General features: G+C 46.7%; 15 protein-coding genes and 2 pseudogenes. All 17 read right to left on the bottom strand.

What is annotated here, in order from left to right:
* Positions 1-73: 73 nt before the first annotated feature.
* A complete protein-coding gene (locus tag QF049_RS29720) occupies positions 74-982 on the bottom strand; it encodes an RluA family pseudouridine synthase (protein WP_307542576.1) in 909 nt (302 codons plus the stop codon).
* Positions 979-2,283 (bottom strand): glutamate-1-semialdehyde 2,1-aminomutase, encoded by a 1,305-nt coding sequence (gene hemL / locus QF049_RS29715; RefSeq protein WP_307542575.1) that lies wholly within the window; start codon positions 2,281-2,283, stop codon positions 979-981. Before hemL ends, QF049_RS29720 begins: the two co-directional genes overlap by 4 nt.
* 26 nt (positions 2,284-2,309) lie before the next feature.
* On the bottom strand, positions 2,310-3,311 hold the full coding sequence (gene hemB / locus QF049_RS29710) for a porphobilinogen synthase (protein WP_307542573.1): 1,002 nt from the start codon (positions 3,309-3,311) through the stop codon (positions 2,310-2,312).
* A 105-nt stretch (positions 3,312-3,416) separates the two neighbouring features.
* The gene (gene cobA, locus QF049_RS29705) at positions 3,417-4,979 is read right to left on the bottom strand and encodes a uroporphyrinogen-III C-methyltransferase (RefSeq protein WP_307542571.1); all 1,563 of its coding nucleotides are present in this window, start codon (positions 4,977-4,979) and stop codon (positions 3,417-3,419) included.
* Positions 4,980-4,983: 4 nt separating this feature from the next.
* On the bottom strand, positions 4,984-5,940 hold the full coding sequence (gene hemC, locus QF049_RS29700) for a hydroxymethylbilane synthase (protein ID WP_307542569.1): 957 nt from the start codon (positions 5,938-5,940) through the stop codon (positions 4,984-4,986).
* 2 nt (positions 5,941-5,942) lie between these two features.
* Positions 5,943-6,593 carry a precorrin-2 dehydrogenase/sirohydrochlorin ferrochelatase family protein gene (locus tag QF049_RS29695; protein ID WP_307542567.1) on the bottom strand — a complete coding sequence of 217 codons (651 nt, stop codon included), beginning with the start codon at positions 6,591-6,593 and terminating at the stop codon, positions 5,943-5,945.
* Positions 6,594-6,598: 5 nt separating this feature from the next.
* On the bottom strand, positions 6,599-7,426 hold the full coding sequence (gene ccsA, locus QF049_RS29690; protein ID WP_371129100.1) for a cytochrome c biogenesis protein CcsA: 828 nt from the start codon (positions 7,424-7,426) through the stop codon (positions 6,599-6,601).
* Between the two features lie 14 nt (positions 7,427-7,440).
* On the bottom strand, positions 7,441-8,826 hold the full coding sequence (gene hemA, locus QF049_RS29685; RefSeq protein WP_017692596.1) for a glutamyl-tRNA reductase: 1,386 nt from the start codon (positions 8,824-8,826) through the stop codon (positions 7,441-7,443).
* Between the two features lie 342 nt (positions 8,827-9,168).
* Complete coding sequence (gene speD / locus QF049_RS29680; RefSeq protein ID WP_091011877.1) at positions 9,169-9,570, bottom strand: adenosylmethionine decarboxylase; 402 nt, start codon at positions 9,568-9,570, stop codon at positions 9,169-9,171.
* 335 nt (positions 9,571-9,905) lie between these two features.
* Positions 9,906-10,494: pseudogene (locus QF049_RS31450) on the bottom strand (non-ribosomal peptide synthetase module).
* A 266-nt stretch (positions 10,495-10,760) separates the two neighbouring features.
* On the bottom strand, positions 10,761-11,417 hold the full coding sequence (gene yihA, locus QF049_RS29665; RefSeq protein WP_219845154.1) for a ribosome biogenesis GTP-binding protein YihA/YsxC: 657 nt from the start codon (positions 11,415-11,417) through the stop codon (positions 10,761-10,763).
* Positions 11,418-11,573: 156 nt separating this feature from the next.
* The gene (gene lon, locus QF049_RS29660) at positions 11,574-13,913 is read right to left on the bottom strand and encodes an endopeptidase La (protein WP_091037589.1); all 2,340 of its coding nucleotides are present in this window, start codon (positions 13,911-13,913) and stop codon (positions 11,574-11,576) included.
* A gap of 86 nt (positions 13,914-13,999) precedes the next feature.
* Positions 14,000-15,754: an ATP-dependent protease LonB gene (gene lonB / locus QF049_RS29655; RefSeq protein WP_307542554.1), complete on the bottom strand. Its 1,755-nt coding sequence runs from the start codon at positions 15,752-15,754 to the stop codon at positions 14,000-14,002.
* Positions 15,755-15,921: 167 nt separating this feature from the next.
* The gene (ispG, locus tag QF049_RS29650) at positions 15,922-17,019 is read right to left on the bottom strand and encodes a flavodoxin-dependent (E)-4-hydroxy-3-methylbut-2-enyl-diphosphate synthase (protein ID WP_076216934.1); all 1,098 of its coding nucleotides are present in this window, start codon (positions 17,017-17,019) and stop codon (positions 15,922-15,924) included.
* 120 nt (positions 17,020-17,139) lie between these two features.
* Positions 17,140-18,393 (bottom strand): ATP-dependent protease ATP-binding subunit ClpX, encoded by a 1,254-nt coding sequence (gene clpX / locus QF049_RS29645; RefSeq protein ID WP_036605887.1) that lies wholly within the window; start codon positions 18,391-18,393, stop codon positions 17,140-17,142.
* A 12-nt stretch (positions 18,394-18,405) separates the two neighbouring features.
* A pseudogene (gene clpP / locus QF049_RS29640) lies at positions 18,406-18,997 on the bottom strand (ATP-dependent Clp endopeptidase proteolytic subunit ClpP).
* 377 nt (positions 18,998-19,374) lie between these two features.
* Positions 19,375-20,715: a trigger factor gene (gene tig / locus QF049_RS29635; protein WP_150364100.1), complete on the bottom strand. Its 1,341-nt coding sequence runs from the start codon at positions 20,713-20,715 to the stop codon at positions 19,375-19,377.

Below are 20,715 nucleotides of genomic sequence, written 5' to 3'. Positions count from 1 at the left end.
GAACGCTCCGTTTCTTCACGTTATTTCTGTCCTCTCCGTTCTCGTGTAACTAGTAAAGTTCGCTCTATATCATTTATGAATACACCTTTTCACGTTCTGCCAATTGTGTGAAATCAGGCGGCCAAGGGTCATCCACTTCAATCACGGCTCCGGTTAAAGGATGACTAAACTTAAGCATCTCTCCGTGAAGTGCTTGTCGCCCAATGACATCCGCTCTACCTCCATACAACGCATCACCAATAAGCGGGTGTCCCGCGTAGCTCAGGTGTACACGAATTTGGTGTGTACGTCCTGTATCCAGCTTTAATCGCACAAGGGTTGCTCGTTCCCATACTTCGACGATCTCCACATGAGTAACAGCTTCCTGTCCACCTTCCGAGACACGCCTGCGCTGTTTGTGATGTCTATCCTTACCAATCGGAGCATCAATTTTGTGGAGTTCAAGGGGGATTTGTCCACCTGCAATGGCTATATAATGGCGACCAATCTCTTTGCGACGCATCGCTTCATCCAGTTTGCCGAGAGCAAAAGCATTTTTGGCATACAGAACAGGTCCAGTTGTATCCTCATCCAGTCGATGAACATGGCGTACGCTCGCCTGTATTCCGTTCATTTCATAATAAGAGGCAACCACATGATCCAGCGTGATGGCCTGATCGGTACGGCTTCCATCTGGATGCAGTTTCATACCTGCCGGTTTGTGCATAACCAGACAGAAATCATCCTCATACAATACATCCACATCAGCCCAGCGTGGCTCAACATCGATTGGCTGGGACGCAAAAAGGGCCAGCCGAAGCCGGTCCCCTGCAAGTTGTATTCCTCGGTTTGCTTTCAGCTGACGGAGCAGTTTCTCCGGAAACTGCAGCTCAGACAATAGCCATTGCTCTGCGGCCATCTGTTTGTCCAAACTGCCTGTTACGGCTTTCCCTGGCATCAGCTCCAGCCATTCCCCGCGGCGTTTCCAACTTTTGATGGTCATAGCGATTGAAGAGCTTTACGATTCGCCTCAATCGTATCGTCAATATCCTGCTCCGTGTGCACACCAGAGACAAACATGCCTTCGTATTGCGAAGGCGCAACACTCACACCTTGATCAATCATGGCCGCAAAATAACGACGGAATTGATCCAGATTGCTTTCTTTGGCAATATCATAATTGGTTACTGGAACGGCACTGAAGAATGGACAAACCATGGAACCCACACGGTTAATGGTTATCGCAATACCCGTCTCAGCTGCATTTTTCTCGAATCCGGCTTGCAGACGTGCGGACAATGTCTCCAGACGGTCATAGACCTCTGGTGTTAACAATTTGAGCGTTGTATATCCTGCTGCCATAGCCAGCGGGTTCCCACTCAGTGTACCCGCCTGATAGATTGGTCCTGTTGGAGCAATCTGTTCCATCAGATCCCGACGACCACCATAAGCACCAACCGGGAGTCCGCCACCGATAACTTTACCCAGACAAGTCAGGTCAGGTGTAACCCCATACCGTCCCTGAGCACAGTTCAACCCTACGCGGAAACCGGTCATGACTTCGTCAAAAATAAGCAGGCTGCCATATTGGGTCGTCAAACTGCGCAGGCCTTCAAGGAAACCGTAAGCCGGTGGTACAACCCCCATGTTACCTGCCACAGGTTCCACAATAACAGCAGCCAGTTCTTCACCATAACGTTCAAAAGCAAGCTTCACGGACTCCAGATCGTTATAAGGTACCGTAATTGTATTCACAGCTACACCTTCAGGTACACCTGGACTATCCGGTAGACCCAGTGTTGCAACACCTGAACCAGCCTTGATCAGCAAGCTGTCCGCATGTCCATGATATGATCCTTCAAACTTCAGAATTTTACTGCGTCCGGTTACCCCGCGTGCCAGTCGAATGGCACTCATGGTTGCTTCCGTGCCGGAATTAACCATCCGCACGATATCGATAGAAGGTACACGCTCACAGACCAGTTTTGCCATCTCGGTCTCCAGCAAGGTAGGCGCACCAAAGCTTGTTCCTTTGAGGGCTGTCTCACGCAAAGCTTCTACAACGTCAGGGTGTGCATGTCCCATAATGAGTGGGCCCCACGATCCCACATAGTCAATAAAAACATTGCCATCAATATCGTAGATTTTGGACCCTTCGCCGCGTTCTGCATAGATCGGAGTAAGTCCCACCGATTTGAATGCGCGTACAGGGCTGTTCACACCCCCGGGTATGTACTGCTTCGCTTCCTCAAACGCTCTGCGTGAGCGCTCATCATTGCGTCGATTACCTTGTTGTGCAGTCATGAATATCCTCCTTAATATAATTTATTTTATTTCTCAGCCAACCAGCGTGAAGCGTCTTTTCCGTAGTAGGTAATGATCATATCTGCACCTGCGCGTTTCATGCTGAGCAGGATTTCCATGGTAACTTTTTTCTCATCGATCCAGCCTTGAATCGCCGCCGCCTTCACCATGGCATACTCGCCACTTACATTATAGGCAACAAGCGGAAGATCAAATTGATCCTTGATGGTGCGCATAACATCCAGATAGGAAAGGGATGGTTTTACCATCAACATGTCCGCTCCTTCGAGCACATCCGTCTCTGCTTCACGTAAGGCTTCACGCGCGTTCGCCGGGTCCATCTGATAGGACTTACGGTCTCCGAATTGTGGTGTGGAATCTGCTGCTTCACGGAATGGACCATAAAATGCGGATGCATATTTAACAGAGTAGGACATGATCGGAATGTGACTGAATCCATTCTCATCCAGCCCGGCGCGGATCGCTTGTACAAATCCATCCATCATGTTGGATGGTGCAATAATGTCCGCTCCTGCTTTGGCTTGAGACACTGCCGTTTGCACGAGTAGATCCAGTGATTCATCATTTAATACATCTCCGCAGATGTGGCCGTCAATCTCCACGGTGTGTACCATACCGCAGTGACCGTGATCCGTGAATTCACACAGACAAGTATCCGCAACAACCAGCAATTCCGGGTACCAGGATTTGATCAATCTCGTCGCTTCCTGCACAATGCCATCTTCAGCGAAGCCAGATGAACCCACACTGTCCTTCGTCTCCGGAATACCGAACAATAACACGGCTGGAATTCCCAGCTCGGCAATTTCCGTTACTTCCTCCTGAAGACGATCCAACGAGAAGCGGAATACGCCAGGCATGGATTTAATTTCGGATTTTACATTTTCTCCATACGTCACATAGATCGGTTGAATAAAGTCATCCACGGTTAGATGGGTCTCTCTGACCATATTGCGAATACCTGTGGATTGGCGTAAACGGCGATGCCGTACAATTGGAAAACTCATACGTGTAAAACCTCCCTGAAAAAAGTTAAATAGAGCAAAAAGGGAAGCGCGCTGGTATCCTATCGAATTCAGCACGCTTCATATGTTGACATGATTACATGTGTATTAATTTCGAAGAGCGCCTTCTTTGGTGCCTGTCCGTTTCCAGTCGCATAGCACTGTGATCAAGCTATCCATCGTTGCTTCCTCTGCCATCAGTGTAACCTTTAGTCCAGCGGCTTCTGCCGTCTTCGCTGTAACAGGTCCGATACACGCAACCTCCACATCTTTCAATAAAGGCAATGGATCTTGCAACCCCATACGTTTCAACATACTCATGAAATTGGTAACCGTCGATGAACTTGTAAAGGTCACCGCATGAATACCGCCTTCTTCAAGCAGCTTGAGCAGTTCATCATCATCCTCACCAGCGAGGATCGTATCGTAGGTGATGGCTTCGGTGACCTGAAGTCCTCGTTCTCTCAACTGATCACGTAACCATGTACGTGCAAGATCACCGTGCGGGAGCAATACTCTCTGACCTTCCTTCAATTCGCTTTCAAAAGCCTCAAGCATGCCTTCGGCCTGGAAAGGACCTTTGACAACCTCTGCAATGATGCCATGTTTGCGCAAAGCATCTGCTGTGGAAGGTCCTACGGCAGCAATTCTCGCTTGATGAATCGAGCGAATGTCCTTGCCTTCCTGTTCCAGATGGCGGAAGAAAAACTCCACGCCGTTCACACTTGTGAAAAACACCCAATCATAGGTATTTAAAGCACTGAAGGCGTCTTTGACACTTTGCTGCGCAGATTCACTGGACGGCATGACCGTCTCAATGACCGGAAACTCATACGGTTCGCCGCCGAGTTCCTCAATGCGATTCACCAGTTCACTCGCCTGACTGCGAGCACGGGTTACCAGAATTCGTTTGCCAAACAGCGGCAGCGCTTCTGCCCATTTCAATTGTTCCCTTTGATTGACGACATCCCCCACCACAATAACAGCTGGCGGTTGGAAATTGGCTGCGATCACTTTCGCTTCTATATCTTCAAGGGTACCTGTAAGGGTATCCTGTTCCGCTCGTGTTCCCCAACGAATCAGAGCTACCGGTGTTTGCGCTGGACGACCATGACGAATCAATTGTTCGCTGATATATCCAATTTTGGCAACCCCCATCATAAATACAAGTGTGCCCGTTGCATTCGTCACTTTATCCCAATGGATACTGCGATCAAGCTTGTCCGGACTCTCGTGCCCCGTAATAATAGAGATGGAAGATGCATAGTCACGGTGAGTGACGGGAATTCCGGCATACGCAGGTACACTTATTGCAGCGGTAACCCCAGGTACAATCTCAAACGGAATTCCGTTTTTGTGCAGCAAATCTGCCTCTTCGCCTACACGTCCAAAGATCGTTGGATCGCCGCCCTTAAGCCGAACTACAACCTTGCCTTCAAGCGCCAGATCAACTAACAGTTGATTGATCTCTTCCTGTTTCATCGTATGCCGATCCGGGCGCTTGCCCACGTAAATCTTGACTGCGCCGGGTTTCATTTGTTTCAACAATCTCGGACTTGCCAAACGATCATAGACTACAGCATCAGCTTTACCGATGGATTCCCACCCTTTTACCGTAATCAGCTTTGCATCCCCAGGACCTGCCCCTACCAAAAAGACCTTTCCCACCATGTCTTCATCCCCTAACTTCTGCCAGTATCTGCTCTGCTCCCCGTTCAATCAATCTCCAAGCCACTTCTTCACCCAGACGAACCGGGTCCTTGCCGATCAGAGCTTCCTTAAGAATCAGTCCACCATCAGGCGTACCGACCATACCTGTTAATTGTAACGTGTTTTCACCATTCAGGGAATCTGCATCTTGCTGAGGCACCCACACCGCATGAGCACCGATCGGAACCTGGCAGCCCCCATTCAATACACTGAGAAAACGGCGTTCCGCCTGTACAGGAAATGCTGTCTCCGGATCATTATACAGCTGCAGCAAGTGCAACAGTTCCTCATCGTCTTCACGACATTCGATACCAAGCGCGCCTTGACCCACTGCCGGAAGGCAAGCTGTTTCAGTCAGGTACTCTGTGATTCGGTCTTCCCAACCCATACGGTACAATCCTGCAGCTGCCAGAATAATCGCATCGAATCCTTCGGTCTCCAGCTTCCGCAGACGGGAATCAATATTGCCGCGAATCGATTCCAATTGCAAATCTGGACGATAGGCTTTCAATTGACTCGACCGGCGCAGACTGCTTGTTCCGACTCTAGCTCCTTCTGGCAGTTGATCCAGAGTTAGTCCACCATTAGAGATCAGCGCATCCCGTGGATCTGCACGACGGGGAATAGCACCATTGATTAATCCTTCGGGTAACTCGGAAGGCATATCCTTCATGCTATGCACAGCCATATCAATCGTACGATCAAGCATCGCTTGTTCAATCTCTTTGACAAACAAACCTTTGCCTCCGACTTTTGACAACGTTACATCCAGAATGAGATCTCCCTTGGTAACAATCTTATGTATTTCAAAGTCAAAAGCTAATCCTTCCCGCTCACAAATATCGCGTAAATCCTGAATGACATGGCCTGTCTGGGTTAGCGCAAGCGCGCTCTGTCTACTTCCAACTTTAATTATACGCATATCTACACTTCCTCCTGATTACGGGATATCCAGTCCCCGATTTCTTCTTCGGTCCACCACCGAAAATGGCCTGTACGAATATCTTCTAATATGTTCATTTCAGTTAATTGCCGAAGCAACGTACTTCTGAGACTTGAACATGATACGCGTGACTTCACCTCGGTCCTCATCTGGTGCAAAAACTCAAGGTACGTCTCATACTCATCACCGAACTGTCGTTCGAGTGTGGCACGTATCTCCGCAGCTGCTGCCGGTCCCGCTCCTGCTGTGGATATCGCTATGCTTAATCTCCCACGCCTTACCACGCTTGGTGTAATAAAGCTGCTGTGCTTCGAAGACATTGCGTCATTCACCAATATGCCCGCAGCCTCAGCATCCCGAACCACAGTTGAATTGACCTCTGAATGGTCAGTCGCTGCATATACGAGAAAGGCCCCCCGCAAATCTCCATTGCGGTAGGACCGGTCTATCCATTGAATTCGGGATTCATGATGCAGTTGTTTTAATACGGGAGTAAGCTCCGGACTAATGACCGTAATCTGTGCCTCGGCATGCAGCAATCCCTTAATTTTACGTTCGGCAACATGTCCACCACCAACCACGCAGCACTTCTTGCCTGAAGTATTCACAAATATCGGCGTGTAACGGTCCATCCCCTTCACTCTCCCGTCCAACGATGAAACGCAGAATACGCATTGGATAAAAAACTTATTATGACAAATCCATACCCGATCAGTGTCCATCTTGCCATGATAATTGTAGAGAACTGTTTCCTTCTCTTGGATACGAAGTAACCCACATAGATGGCTATAGCAAGACCTGTCGAAATAACTTTGAGATCCAAGAGTAGAATCCAGCGTCTTTCCGCCACAATGGATAATACGGCAAGCATCACAGAAACACCAAGGAGCGGTGTTCCTATCAACGTAGCACCATCCATATACTTACCGATCACTTCCAGGCTTGGCAGCCGTCGCATCGTATCATTCCACTTTTTTTTCTTCAACTTACGGTGCAAGAACAGATATAACAAGGCAAATACCGTAGCAACGGTTAACGCCGCAAAACCAAGATTCGCCAAGGTAATATGCATGATAAGTAACCCATGTACCGTTTGCCAGTTATGCAGTGATATCTCTCCGGCCGTAAACCACAGTCGGTTTAATACCGTAACGGAAAAACCTACAACATTCAGCAACAAAATCACAAATTCGGAACGCTGAATGCGAGTCATGACGAGAGACATCAGCACAATACTGAATGAAAATATAAACAAAAAATCAAAGGTAGTGTAGATGGGAAAATGGCCTTCAGTCCACATGCGCAATATAACATGCGTTACCTGCAATCCCCAAACAACGACAAGAAACCCTGTGCCTGTCCGCTTCGCCCCCGCATTGCGTCGAATGCAGTCCGAGAAATAGAACAGTAGGCTCAGGGCATACATATAGATTAGAGCTTCATAGACTTGTTCAGCAAGGGTCAAGCTGCCCACCCGCCTTATACGCCTGCCGGAGCATAAGCCGGCACGGGGTCTTGCCGGTTTTCGTTAAGGTGAGCGGCTGGTTTCGCCAGAGCTGTGGCATCACTCTGACTCACTTTTTCAGCGGCCATCTCTACTGCATCTTCCAGAGCGAAAATCTGAGTAAACATGCGTAGAGCTTCATCACCTTGCTTCGTGCCTGCCATTTCCTTAATACGATTAATCGGATCTGTCGTCATTTGGTTCACAATACTCTTGGTCAAACGACGAATGACTTTACGTTGATGTTCATCGAGCTCAGGCAGTTTATTAAAGAGGCTATCCATCGTTTCTTCATGAATGGAGACACCTTTTTCCTGCAAAGCGCGAATAACGGGACGAACACCCAACGTTTTGAGCCAATGGTAATAATCCTCCATCTCAAGCTCGATCATTCTCTCAATCTTGGCAGCTTCCACCTTACGCATCTCCAGGTTGCTCTCCACGATTCCTTCCAGGTCATCAATGTCATAGAGAAATACATTGGATAATTCACCAATCGCCGGATCAATATCGCGTGGAACCGCAATATCAATCAGGAACAATGGACGAGATTGACGACGCTTCATGCTCTCCCGTACTACTGCTGCATCCATGACATAACGTTCAGCTCCAGTGGAACTAATCACAATATCAACTTCATTAAGTCGATCTAACGCCTGTTCCATCGTACAAGGTGTGCCCCGGAACTTGGCTGCCAATTCTTCAGCTCTTGCAAGCGTACGATTCGCCACGATGACCTCGGATGCCCCGTTGGCATAGAGATGTTTCACGGTTAGTTCACTCATCTTGCCGGCACCCAAAATGAGCACTTTCTTGTCTGTGAACATGCCAAAAATCCTCTTACCGAGTTCAACAGCAGCGTAACTGACAGATACGGCGCTCTCCCCGATGGATGTCTCCGAATGTGCCCGCTTACCCAGCGTAACGGCCTGTTTAAATAACTTATTAAACCAGGTACCTGTTGATTTCTCTTCCTGCGCTTTAAGAAAAGCCTGTTTCACCTGTCCAAGAATCTGAGTCTCACCAATGACCATGGAATCTAGTCCGCAGATGACACGGAACAAATGGCGCATGGCTTGATCATCTTCATATATATATAAGTGTTGCGTAAATTCTTCCCGTGGTACATTAAACCATTGTTCCATGAATGTTCGAATAAAATAACCACACATGTGAAGACGGTCCACCACAACATACAACTCGGTACGGTTACATGTGGCTACGATTACACCTTCCAATACACTCTTGGTCAGCTTGAGCTGCTGCAGCGCTTCAGACAAGTCCTTTTCTGCAAATGTGAATCGTTCCCTAACCTCTACAGGCGCCGTGCGATAATTCAAACCAACGACAACGATGTGCATTGCAAGTTCACCTGCCTAATAAATTTCCAATCAAAGTGCTTACTGCATATGTCTATCCATTTATGATTGACATGGTTAATTATATCACACATCATAGCCGTGACCGGGTCATTTTTATGAAATGTTTATGAAATCACCATGTTCATCATCATATGCACTGTCATTTATTGTAGTGTCTCACCAAAGTTCACTGTTATGCGTTAAAAAGTGTCGATTATGAATATTCATAACGATACGCATATTAAAACAAATAGCCATGGAATTATTCCATGACTATTAAAGTTTGGGAGGTTATGTGTCCATCCCGATATGTGAACATTGTGTATGCAATATACTTTTTATTTAAACCCGTTCAGTCTGGTTGTTCATCTCTGGTGTTTCAACTTGCAATTCGCCCAATCCACGTACCAACTTCTTTGCATACGTTTTTTCAGGCTTTAATACGGATACCAGGTAGTCAATAGCAAGCTGTGGATCTACGGTCTCCCCACAAGTGTAACAGTCTATTGCTGCAAAACCTCTCTCAGGATACGTATGAATGGAGAGATGGCTCTCAGACAATAGTACAAGTACGGTTGCTCCCTGTGGATCAAACTGCTTGGATTGTACGGACATCACTGTCGCGCCACATGCCTCCGCTGCTTCAACCATTTGGGCTTCCAGATACTCTGCATTGTTCAGTAGATTAAAGTCGACACCCCAAGTATCAACAGCAACGTGTCTTCCGAAAGTTGAATATTCCACCCTTCGGTTCCCCCTTCCTAGGAATAAAATGTTTGAAAAATTTCATCCGCTAGGACCTACGTCATTCACTTCCCGAGGGAAAAATCTCTCGCAACATATAATGTCCTGAGTGAATCCTGGTTCCTATATTGTTTTCAACGAGATTAAAAATAACATTGAATCAGAGTGAAATCAACCCTTTTCCAGAAGATTGTAAAATAAATATGCTCAATTCGGAATATTCGATTTCACATCAAAAAATCCCCCTGAAACCTCCGCATTGGCGAGTGCCACTGCCCGGAAGATACAGGGGAATTCATTATATACATACACGTTTATAAACATACAATTTTAAGCTAATAAGCTTCAAGCTCAAACAATCGTTTTTGATGACGAGCAAGCGTCTCATCAATATGATGGAGCTGATCAGCAGTCGCATCTTTTCTAGTATCCAGCAGTGAATCGATCTCGGCATACACACGGTTGATTTCGCGTTCTACATCTCTGGCCTGGAACAGATGTTGCAATTCAAGCAACGTATTTTTGTATTCATAGATCACTCGGGTGTTCTCCCCGGTCTTCTCCACAATTTTGCGGACAGTGCCTTGAGCATAAACATACGTCATGGTGAACCCTTTATAGATCCGATGAACGACCCCGTCACCTTTAAAAAGTCACAAAGAGCTTCCGGACAACATTGGTCAGATGCAGATTCACCAGGCGGCAAGATAACTCACAGATATAAAACCCTTCTATGCGGTCAAAAGGGAAATGCACTTCTTCTCCACTTACATCCCCCAGCACAACCTCCTGACAACCATTGTCCAACACCTTAACCCGGTGATGAAGCCTGCCATCTTCTGTCATGCGCAAAAACTGATGCATCTGGGGTTCTGACAATTTCAAAGTGGCCTTAACATACTCTGTGGCTAACCGCTGAGCCATACAAATCCCTCAATTCTTTCCCGATTGTTTTGTCTTCCTGCACATGTAGCAGTCATCTCAAAATTCTTCAGGCCGGCATGGCCGGTATTTTGGTACTGTTGGCAATATGCACCTATGCTCATTATACACTACCCTAACGTTATTTTTCTCCAGATCCAGATGATGAATTCTCACGAAATTCCATAAAAAACCGGATTAATCTTGATCTCATCAAAGATTCACTTAGCATGCTCACTTTCCTGCACTAAAACGATATACTATCTCGGTTATCCGTTAATTTCGTTGGTTTCTTCCTCATCAGAAGCACCCTCTGCATCCAGCACTGGTGCATACTTATCTATCTGAGCATGCCTGGTTATGATGTCCCATAACTCTTCTTTCCCCAATCCCTCTTCGGATGAAAACGGTACAAACAAATCCCCTGAACGAAGACCCAGTGATTCCTTAATGACTTTGATATGTTTGGCTCTGCGTGTTTTTGGAATCTTGTCCATCTTGGTCGCTACGACAACCAAAGGCAATCCGTTATGACGAAGCCACTCATTCATCATCTTGTCATCCTTGGATGGCTCATGTCTCATATCCACCATCTGCATAACCAGTTTCAATTCTTCGCGTCCCAACAAGTATTTCTCCATCATTTTGCCCCAGGCAAAGCGTTGCTCTTTGGAAACTTTAGCGTAGCCATATCCCGGGAAATCGACGAAGTAGAGATCCTGATTAATTTTATAATAGTTGAGTTGCTGTGTCTTACCCGGTGTTGAGCTCGTCCGAGCCAAATTTTTACGATTGATCAAACGGTTGATCAGGGAAGATTTTCCCACATTGGAGCGTCCCGCCAAAGCAATCTCTGGCAGACCGTCCTCGGGGTATTGTTCAGGCCGAACGGCACTGATAATAAATTCAGATTGATTTACTTTCATATTGTATCTTTCCTCTCTTGAACGCCTGTGCTATGCATCACCTGTTGAAGGTATTATGCCATGGATTGTTCTATCATACCAAAAAAACCGTTCCAGCGGACGCCGAAGCCTCCGCAGAACGGTCTAATCTTCATACGAACCTTTCGGATACGTGGATCACAGGTGAATTCCTGTCTGCTCAACAAGTGCATGCTGCAATACCTGATCCATATGGGCTACAGGGACAAACTCCACATCTTCCTTGATGCTGTCTGGAATGTCACGCAGGTCCCGTTCGTTATCCTTAGGCAATAATATTTTTTTATAGCCGGCACGATGGGCTGCCAGTGATTTCTCTTTCAGGCCACCAATCGGCAGCACACGTCCACGTAGTGTTATTTCACCAGTCATTGCGATATCCTTGGACACATGTTTGTTCGTCAAGGCTGAGATTAACGCTGTTGCCATCGTAATCCCGGCAGATGGACCATCCTTCGGAATTGCTCCTTCCGGAACGTGGATATGGATATCGTTCTTCTCATGGAAGTCAGGCGAAATTCCAAGCTGTGTAGCTTTGGAACGGGTGTAACTGAATGCGGCTTGTGCCGATTCCTTCATGACATCCCCCAGTTTACCTGTGAGAGTCAATTTACCTGTTCCAGGCACAACAGTCACTTCAATGACAAGGGTATCTCCACCCACTTCAGTCCACGCCAGACCCGTTACGGTACCAATCTGATCTTCAAGTTCGGCCATTCCATAACGGAACTTGCCAGGTCCAAGGTAGTCTTTGATCTCATCTGATGAGATGTTAATCTGACCTTCCACACCAGATACGATGTTCTTGGCAGCTTTCCGGCACAACGAAGCCATCTGCTGTTCCAGATTACGCACACCTGACTCCCGTGTATATTCACGAATTACACGCAACAACGCGTCATCCGGGATTTCCAATTGCTCTTCTTCCAGACCATGGTCCTGCTTCTGCTTGGGCAACAAATAGTTTTTCGCAATTTGCAGCTTCTCCAGCTCCGTGTAACCAGGGATGTTGAGCATTTCCATCCGATCCAGCAATGGACGCGGAATATTGTGTACCGTGTTGGCAGTTGTTATAAACATAACGTTGGATAAGTCAAACGGCAATTCGACAAAGTGATCACTAAACGTATTATTCTGTTCCGGATCAAGCACCTCAAGTAACGCTGCGGAAGGATCTCCGCGGAAGTCTGAAGCCATCTTATCGATCTCGTCCAGCAGGAATACCGGATTCAGTGAACCTGCCGTTTTCATCCCTTGGATGATACGCCCAGGCATTGCTCCTACATAGGTGCGTCGGTGACCACGAATCTCGGCTTCATCCCGTACGCCGCCAAGAGATATTCTTACAAACTCCCGACCCAGCGATCTGGCGATCGAACGAGCAAGTGATGTTTTACCGACCCCTGGAGGTCCAACCAGACAGAGAATTGGCCCTTTGAGCTTCTTGACGAGCTTCTGGACAGCCAGATATTCAAGCACACGCTCTTTGGGCTTTTCCAGTCCGTAATGATCTGCATTGAGCACATCTTCGGCTTTTTGGATATCCAGATCATCCGCTGTCATCTGACTCCAAGGAAGGCCAAGCAGCCAATCCACGTAGTTGCGAATGACTCCGCCCTCGGCTGAACTTGCAGGCATTTTCTCCAGTCGATCAATTTCTTTCTCTACCTTTTCTTTCACCTTGTCCGGCAAGCCGAGTTCTTCCATCTGAGTGCGAAGTTCCTCGACCTCACCCGCACGGCCTTCTTTTTCACCCAGTTCTTTCTGGATCGCTTTCATCTGCTCGCGCAAATAATATTCCTTCTGCGTTTTCTCCATCTGTTTCTTCACACGTTGGCTGATCTTGCGTTCAAGCTCCAGCACTTCGCGCTCATTGTTCAGGATATCCAGCAATTTCTCCAGACGTTCCCGAACGTCGATGGTCTCCAGAATTTCCTGTTTATCCTTGATCTTCAAGGACAGGTGACTCGTGATGACATCGGCCAGACGTCCTGGTTCTTCGATGTCAGACACCGCTGCGAGTGTCTCTGGTGTCACTTTTTTGGACAGATTAATATAATTCTCGAACTGGTTCAGAACAGTACGCATCAAGGCATCCGTCTCCGGATGGGTATTCTCCTCTTCAGGCAGCTCTTTAGCCAGTACTTCATAATATTCCTCGTTGTCCGTATATTCAATAATTTCAGCCCGTTCCAAGCCTTCCACGAGTACACGAATCGTACCGTTCGGAAGCTTCAGCATCTGTCTGACCTTGGCCACGGTTCCGATTCTGAAAATGTCCTCTTGTGTTGGTTCTTCAATATTTACTTCGGCTTGGGAACATAGGAGAATCAGATGTTCTTCTACCATCGCTTTTTCTAAAGCCTTGACCGATTTCTCCCGGCCCACATCGAGATGCAGTACCATACTCGGGTAGACGAGAAGTCCTCTTAAAGGCAGTAAAGGAAAACGACGACCTTTCGCTTTGCTCGGTCCCATCGCTTTCGCACCTCCAATGGCTCTCAGGTTGTAGTCATTCATTATTCTATCAAATGTTCACATAAAAAACCAATGAAGGGAAGCGCTTAGCAGCTTCCCGAATCTGTAACCTGTCCTGGACGAGGCACGTCCGCACGCAAATAGGAAGCGGATGCCGGTGGAAAAATCTCCGGTGCAGGTGCAACTGTCTCCTCTGCAAGCTTCGTTTGTTCCATCTGTTGTAATTCCGGAACCCAGGCAAATACTTCACGGAATACGTCCTGTACCGTATCTACCGGGATAACGCGCAAGCCATCCAGATTCTCAAAAATGGACTGCCAGTTCTCCGCGGGAATAATAACGGTCTTCGCTCCTGCCTGAAAGGCAGCCTCCACCTTGGCCAGCACGCCACCAATAGGCTTAACCCGACCATGAATACTGATCTCGCCAGTCATCGCTGTCTCATGATCCACAGGGCGTCCCTGAATGGCTGATGTAATGGCAGTCGCCATCGCAATCCCGGCAGATGGACCATCAATAGGCGTCCCACCTGGGAAATTCACGTGTAAATCGTAATCATTCGGACGAATACCCATGGCTTTTAATACGGTTAACACATTTTCAACCGACCCTTTGGCCATACTTTTTCGCCGGAGTGTACGCGAACCGCCTCCAATCTCTTCTTCATCCACAACGCCTGTAATGTTGATTCGGCCTTGATCTTTAAGAGCCGGAACAGCAGACACTTCGATCTCCAAAATGGTTCCCATATTCGGCCCGTATACCGCCAAGCCGTTAACAAACCCCACCTGCGGCTGTGTAGGGACCTTCCGATCAGGCCGTGGCTGAATCTGGCTGCTACCCGCCACCCACTCCACATCAGACGCCTGAAGCGTCTCACGCTTCTCTGTCAGCGCAAGTCCAGCAGCCAGCTGGATGATATTGACTGCTTCACGTCCATTGGTTGCATATCGCTTGACCACATCAACGGCATCCGGACATGGACTGAACCCTATTTTCTGAACAGCATCCTCTGCAATTCGCCCAATCTCCTCAGGCAACAAAGGACGGAAATAAACTTCCATGCAGCGGGAACGCAAAGCTGGTGGCAATTCATGAGGCGAACGAGTCGTTGCTCCAACAAGGCGGAAATCGGCCGGCAGGCCATTTTGAAAAATATCGTGGATATAAGCAGGAGTATGCGTGTCTTCCGAGTTATAGTACGCACTCTCCAAAAACACCTTGCGATCCTCCAACACTTTCAACAGCTTATTCATCTGAATCGAATGTAATTCACCAATTTCATCAATAAAAAGCATTCCTCCATGCGCTTTCGTCACAGCGCCCGGTTTTGGTTGGGGAATACCAGCAACGCCCATAGCTCCTGCTCCCTGATATATCGGATCATGAACCGAACCAATTAAGGGGTCCGCAATACCACGCTCATCAAAACGGGCTGTTGTTGCATCCAGCTCCGTGAATTTGGCGTCTGGCTTGAAAGGAGAAGATGGATTCTTCTTGGCCTCTTCCAACACAACCCTTGCGGCAGCTGTCTTCCCGACTCCGGGAGGGCCATAAATGATAACATGTTGCGGATTCGCACTGCATAATGCAGCTTTAAGGGCACGCAACCCATCTTTTTGCCCAACAATATCGTTAATGGTAGCTGGACGCGTCTTCTCCGACAGCGGCTTGGTGAGTGAGATCGAACGCAGCTTGCGCAGCTTCTCCAGTTCCTTGCGAGATTCACGCTCAACGGCACTGCGGTTTGTTTTCTGGCCACGCAGCAGGTTCCAGAAATACAAACCAATCACCACTCCAAAAAATAACTGAATCAACATGATGACCATACCAAATTCCATGTCTTCACATCCTCCTATTTTGTCGCTATTCTCATATGAGATCATGCTAATACTTGGTAGTATAGCCTTTTCAACGCGACGTAAACGGGCGATGCGGAATTTGTATGCGAGAAAATAAAAAGCCCGCCATCGCTGGCGAGCTTTTGTTGTAACAAGATATGAATCAATCAGTGCGAACGACCAGGAATAACACCTGTCTCTTCGTAGGCTTCGACGATTTTGTCGATCTCTTTTTTTAATTCCTCAACCATGATTTCTTCAGGCACTTTACGGATCATCTTGCCGTGACGGAACAAGAGACCTTCTCCACGAGCACCGGCAATCCCGATATCCGCTTCTTTGGCCTCACCTGGACCATTAACCGCACAACCCAACACCGATACTTTAATCGGCACCTTCAGTTTGGAGATATACTCTTCCACTTCGTTGGCAATGGAGAACAGGTCGATATCCAAACGTCCACACGTTGGGCAGGAGATCAATGTAGCTGCATTTGTGATGAGTCCAAATGTTTTGAGCAGATCACGAGCAACCTTGATTTCTTCTACCGGGTCCGCACTCAGTGAGATCCGCATCGTTGAACCAATACCCATAGAGAGCAAGGCTCCCATACCTGCGGAGCTTTTGATCGTACCGGAGAACAATGTACCCGCTTCGGTAATCCCGAGATGCAACGGATACGGAATGATTTGAGCCGCTTTGGTATACGCCTCAATCGCCATCGGCACATCCGATGCTTTGAGAGACACGATGATATCATGGAAATCAAGCTCTTCCAAAATACCAATGTGATACAATGCACTTTCTACCATAGCATCTGCCGTAGGATACCCGTACTTCTCAAGGAGATGGTTTTCCAAAGACCCCGCATTTACTCCAATCCGAATCGGAATGCCGCGGTCTTTACAAGCCTTAACCACTTCTTCCACTTTTGCACGTTTACCGATGTTCCCTGGATTAATCCGAACTTTATCGATGCCGTTCTCAATCGCAAGTAAAGCCAGCTTATAATTGAAATGAATGTCCGCTACGAGCGGTATATGAATGCGTTTTTTGATTTCCTTGATGGCTGCGGCAGCTTCCTCATTATTCACCGTTACACGTACCACTTGACAACCCGCTTCTTCCAGTCGCAGAATCTCTGCAACCGTTGCTTCAACGTCTGCCGTTTTGGTTGTACACATACTTTGGATAATGACTTCGTTACTGCCACCGATCGTTACGTTTCCCACTTTTACGGGACGTGTATCCTGTCTTAAATACATGAGTGATTTCTCTCCCCACAACGTCAAAGCTCCACCCTGACAGAGACATGAATTCGCCTTCTGCCAAAGTGGAGAACTGACAAGTCTATATTTCAGAGTTCAACGGGATTCAGGCCTTTATTAGGCGCTCTCTTCCTGCTTATCGTCCTTCGATTGGCTTAGTTCAGGCACGACTCTTTTCTCAACAACTTCTTCGGTAATGACACAGTTCGTAACATCTTCACGTGAAGGCACTTCATACATGATTTCCAGCATGATACCTTCAATGATGGCACGCAATCCACGTGCACCTGTGTTACGTTTAATTGCTTCTTTTGCAATCGCGAGCAATGCAGCTGGTTCAAATACCAGATTCACATTATCCAGCTCAAGCAGTTTTTGGTACTGTTTGGTAAGCGCGTTTTTTGGTTCGGAAAGAATCCGTACCAGCGTATCTTCATCCAGTGGCTCCAAAGTGGAGATGACTGGCAGACGGCCTACAAATTCCGGAATCAGACCAAATTTCAGCAAATCTTCCGGCAATACCATACCCAGGTATTCACCTGGTTTCAGATCTTTTTGCTCAGAAACAGTATTAAAGCCAATGACTTTTTTACCGATCCGGCGTTTGATCATTTGCTCCAGACCATCAAAGGCACCGCCGCAAATGAACAGGATGTTCGTTGTATCGATCTGAATGAATTCTTGATGAGGGTGTTTACGACCACCTTGTGGTGGTACAGAAGCCACAGTTCCTTCAAGAATTTTCAAGAGAGCCTGTTGCACACCTTCGCCCGATACATCACGAGTAATGGATGGGTTTTCGGATTTACGCGCTACTTTATCAATCTCATCGATATAAATAATGCCACGCTCTGCTTTTTCCACATCATAATCAGCAGCTTGGATTAGTTTGAGCAGGATGTTCTCTACATCCTCACCCACATAACCCGCTTCTGTTAATGACGTAGCATCCGCAATAGCAAAAGGAACATTCAGAATTTTTGCCATCGTTTGCGCAAGCAACGTTTTACCAGAACCTGTTGGTCCTAACAGCAAAATGTTACTCTTTGACAATTCAACGTCTTCAATTTTGCTTTGTGTGTTGATCCGTTTGTAGTGATTATACACGGCAACAGACAATGATTTTTTCGCTTGTTCCTGTCCAATAACATATTGATCCAGAATATTACGAATTTCTTTTGGTTTCGGAATATCTTTCAGGTCTACTTCTTCATCGTGACCAAGTTCTTCCTCAACGATTTCGGTGCAAAGTTCGATACATTCATCACAAATGTACACGCCTGGTCCAGCGACCAACTTGCGTACCTGCTCCTGAGATTTACCGCAAAAAGAGCATTTCAATTGCCCTTTCTCATCGTTAAATTTAAACATGAAACCACCCCTTTAGGAATTGATCGGTCTACTGAGCACCTGGTCAATAATGCCGTACGTCTTAGCTTCTTCAGCGCTCATGAAGAAGTCACGGTCGGTATCCCGCTCAATTTTCTCAAGAGGCTGACCCGTACGATCGACGTATATTTGATTCAGTTTCTGACGTGTTTTAATAATCCATTCTGCGTGTATCTTAATATCCGCAGCCTGTCCTTGAATGCCGCCAAGCGGCTGATGAATCATTACTTCGCTGTTTGTCAGCGCATATCTCTTGCCAGGTGCACCGGCTGTCAGCAATAACGAGCCCATGCTTGCTGCCATCCCTACGCCAAATGGTAGATACATCCGGCTTGATAAATTGCATCGTATCGTATATACCCATCCCTGCGGTGACAGAACCACCAGGTGAATTAATGTACAAGCTGATATCCTTCTCAGGATCGTCGGCTGCCAAAAACAAAAGCTGTGCTATGACAAGATTGGCTACATCGTCATCAATCGCACTGGTTAGAAAGATAATGCGATCTTTCAGCAAACGCGAATATATATCGTAAGACCGCTCGCCTCGATTAGTTTGTTCTATAACCATTGGCACCAGACTCATGAGACCAACCTCTTTTCTACATGTAATTAGACATAGGCCACCTGTAAAGCAAACCCAAATTCATTCTAACACTTTCCTGTGACAATGTCATTTTTCACAAGAGGGGTCAGACATCCGTTTGTTTACTTTTTAGCCTGATCATATTTAACCATGTTTTCTATGTATGTGCAAATTGAAGGCATCCTATGCCGTCTTGCCGTTTTTTATTTCATGAAGTACATAGGTATGTAAAAAGTGTACGTGGATCAATAAAATTAGTATTCATCCATATAATTACTTCATTTTCTATAAAATGGATGTCATAATTTAAAAATAAGGCACGCAATAATTCACGTGCCTTATCGTTTATTCAACTGACAAGTTGATAACAGCTTGTCTTATTTTTCGTCAGCTTCTGCAACAACTTCTTCAGCTGGAGCTTCAACTGGTTCAACAACTGTGCTGTTCTCAACGAGAACATCAATCGTTTTACGCAGTTTTACTTCATCGCGAAGGCTGTCCAGGGAACCATTACCTTCGAGGATGCCACGGATCTCATCAGCAGGACGCTTGTAAGATTCAGCCATTTTCTCGAGTTCTTGATTCACTTCTTCGTCAGATACTTCAATGTTTTCCGCTTTACCTACAGCTTCAAGCACCAGGTTGTTGCGAACACGTTTGGAAGCATCTTCTTGCATTTGTCCTCTCAGGTCAGCTTGAGTCTGGCCAGAGAAGCTCAGGAACATTTCAAGGTTCATACCTTGGTTACGCAGACGGTTGTCGAAATCACGCATCATGTTTTGTACTTCGCTCTCAACCATTGCAGCAGGAATGTCCACTTCAGCATTCTCAGCCACTTTTTCTACAACTGCATTTTCTTGTGCAGCTTTGGCTTCGTCAGCTTTACGGGATTCCAATTGTGTTTTCAGGTCAGCTTTGTACTCTTCAAGTGTATCGAATTCGCTAACATCTTTAGCAAACTCATCATCCAATGCAGGAAGCTGTTTGCGTTTGATTTCGTGAATTTTCACTTTGAATACCGCTTGTTTGCCAGCAAGTTCTGCTGCATGGTAGCTCTCTGGGAAAGTCACTTCTACGTCTTTGAAGTCACCTGTGGACAGACCCACAACTTGCTCTTCAAATCCAGGAATGAATGTGTTGGAACCCAGTTCCAGGGAATAACGCTCAGCTTGTCCACCTTCGAAAGGTACACCATCAACGGAACCGTCGAAGTCGATTACTGCAACGTCGCCGTTAGCAGCGGAACCTTCGTCAATTACAACGAGTTCAGCGTGACGTTGTTGAAGACGCTCAAGTTCTTCAGTCACTTCTGCGTCAGTTACTTCACCTTTTGCTACAGCAACTTCGATTCCTTTGTACTCACCAAGAGTAACTTCAGGTTTCACAGTTACTTTTGCTTTGAACTTGAATGTTTGTCCTTTAGCAAATTGTTCAACATCTACGTCAGGACGATCAACCGGGAAGATATCCGTTTGGTCGATTGCTTCTGTATAAGCTTCAGGAAGCAAAATGTCGATTGCTTCTTGATAAAGGCTCTCTACACCAAAACGTGCTTCGAAGATGGAACGTGGTACTTTACCTTTACGGAATCCAGGTACGTTTGCTTGTTTAACCACTTTATTAAAAGCTTTGTCGAGTGCTGCAGTTACACGATCTGCATCCACTTCAACCTCAAGAACCCCAAGGTTCTTCTCTATCTTTTCCCAAGTTGCTTTCAT

It is taken from the genome of Paenibacillus sp. W4I10 (assembly GCF_030816325.1).
GTDB classification, from domain to species: Bacteria; Bacillota; Bacilli; order Paenibacillales; family Paenibacillaceae; genus Paenibacillus; species Paenibacillus amylolyticus_B.
This window is presented reverse-complemented; position numbering and strand designations above follow the sequence as displayed.

What these genes read in the sequence shown, in the direction of transcription:
- QF049_RS29720 (WP_307542576.1), bottom strand. Translation starts at nt 982, where the DNA reads ATGACCATCAAAAGTTGGAAACGCCGCGGGGAATGGCTGGAGCTGATG.
- hemL (WP_307542575.1), bottom strand. Translation starts at nt 2,283, where the DNA reads ATGACTGCACAACAAGGTAATCGACGCAATGATGAGCGCTCACGCAGA.
- hemB (WP_307542573.1), bottom strand. Translation starts at nt 3,311, where the DNA reads ATGAGTTTTCCAATTGTACGGCATCGCCGTTTACGCCAATCCACAGGT.
- cobA (WP_307542571.1), bottom strand. Translation starts at nt 4,979, where the DNA reads ATGGTGGGAAAGGTCTTTTTGGTAGGGGCAGGTCCTGGGGATGCAAAG.
- hemC (WP_307542569.1), bottom strand. Translation starts at nt 5,940, where the DNA reads ATGCGTATAATTAAAGTTGGAAGTAGACAGAGCGCGCTTGCGCTAACC.
- QF049_RS29695 (WP_307542567.1), bottom strand. Translation starts at nt 6,593, where the DNA reads ATGGACCGTTACACGCCGATATTTGTGAATACTTCAGGCAAGAAGTGC.
- hemA (WP_017692596.1), bottom strand. Translation starts at nt 8,826, where the DNA reads ATGCACATCGTTGTCGTTGGTTTGAATTATCGCACGGCGCCTGTAGAG.
- yihA (WP_219845154.1), bottom strand. Translation starts at nt 11,417, where the DNA reads ATGAAAGTAAATCAATCTGAATTTATTATCAGTGCCGTTCGGCCTGAA.
- lon (WP_091037589.1), bottom strand. Translation starts at nt 13,913, where the DNA reads ATGGGACCGAGCAAAGCGAAAGGTCGTCGTTTTCCTTTACTGCCTTTA.
- lonB (WP_307542554.1), bottom strand. Translation starts at nt 15,754, where the DNA reads ATGGAATTTGGTATGGTCATCATGTTGATTCAGTTATTTTTTGGAGTG.
- ispG (WP_076216934.1), bottom strand. Translation starts at nt 17,019, where the DNA reads ATGTATTTAAGACAGGATACACGTCCCGTAAAAGTGGGAAACGTAACG.
- clpX (WP_036605887.1), bottom strand. Translation starts at nt 18,393, where the DNA reads ATGTTTAAATTTAACGATGAGAAAGGGCAATTGAAATGCTCTTTTTGC.
- tig (WP_150364100.1), bottom strand. Translation starts at nt 20,715, where the DNA reads ATGAAAGCAACTTGGGAAAAGATAGAGAAGAACCTTGGGGTTCTTGAG.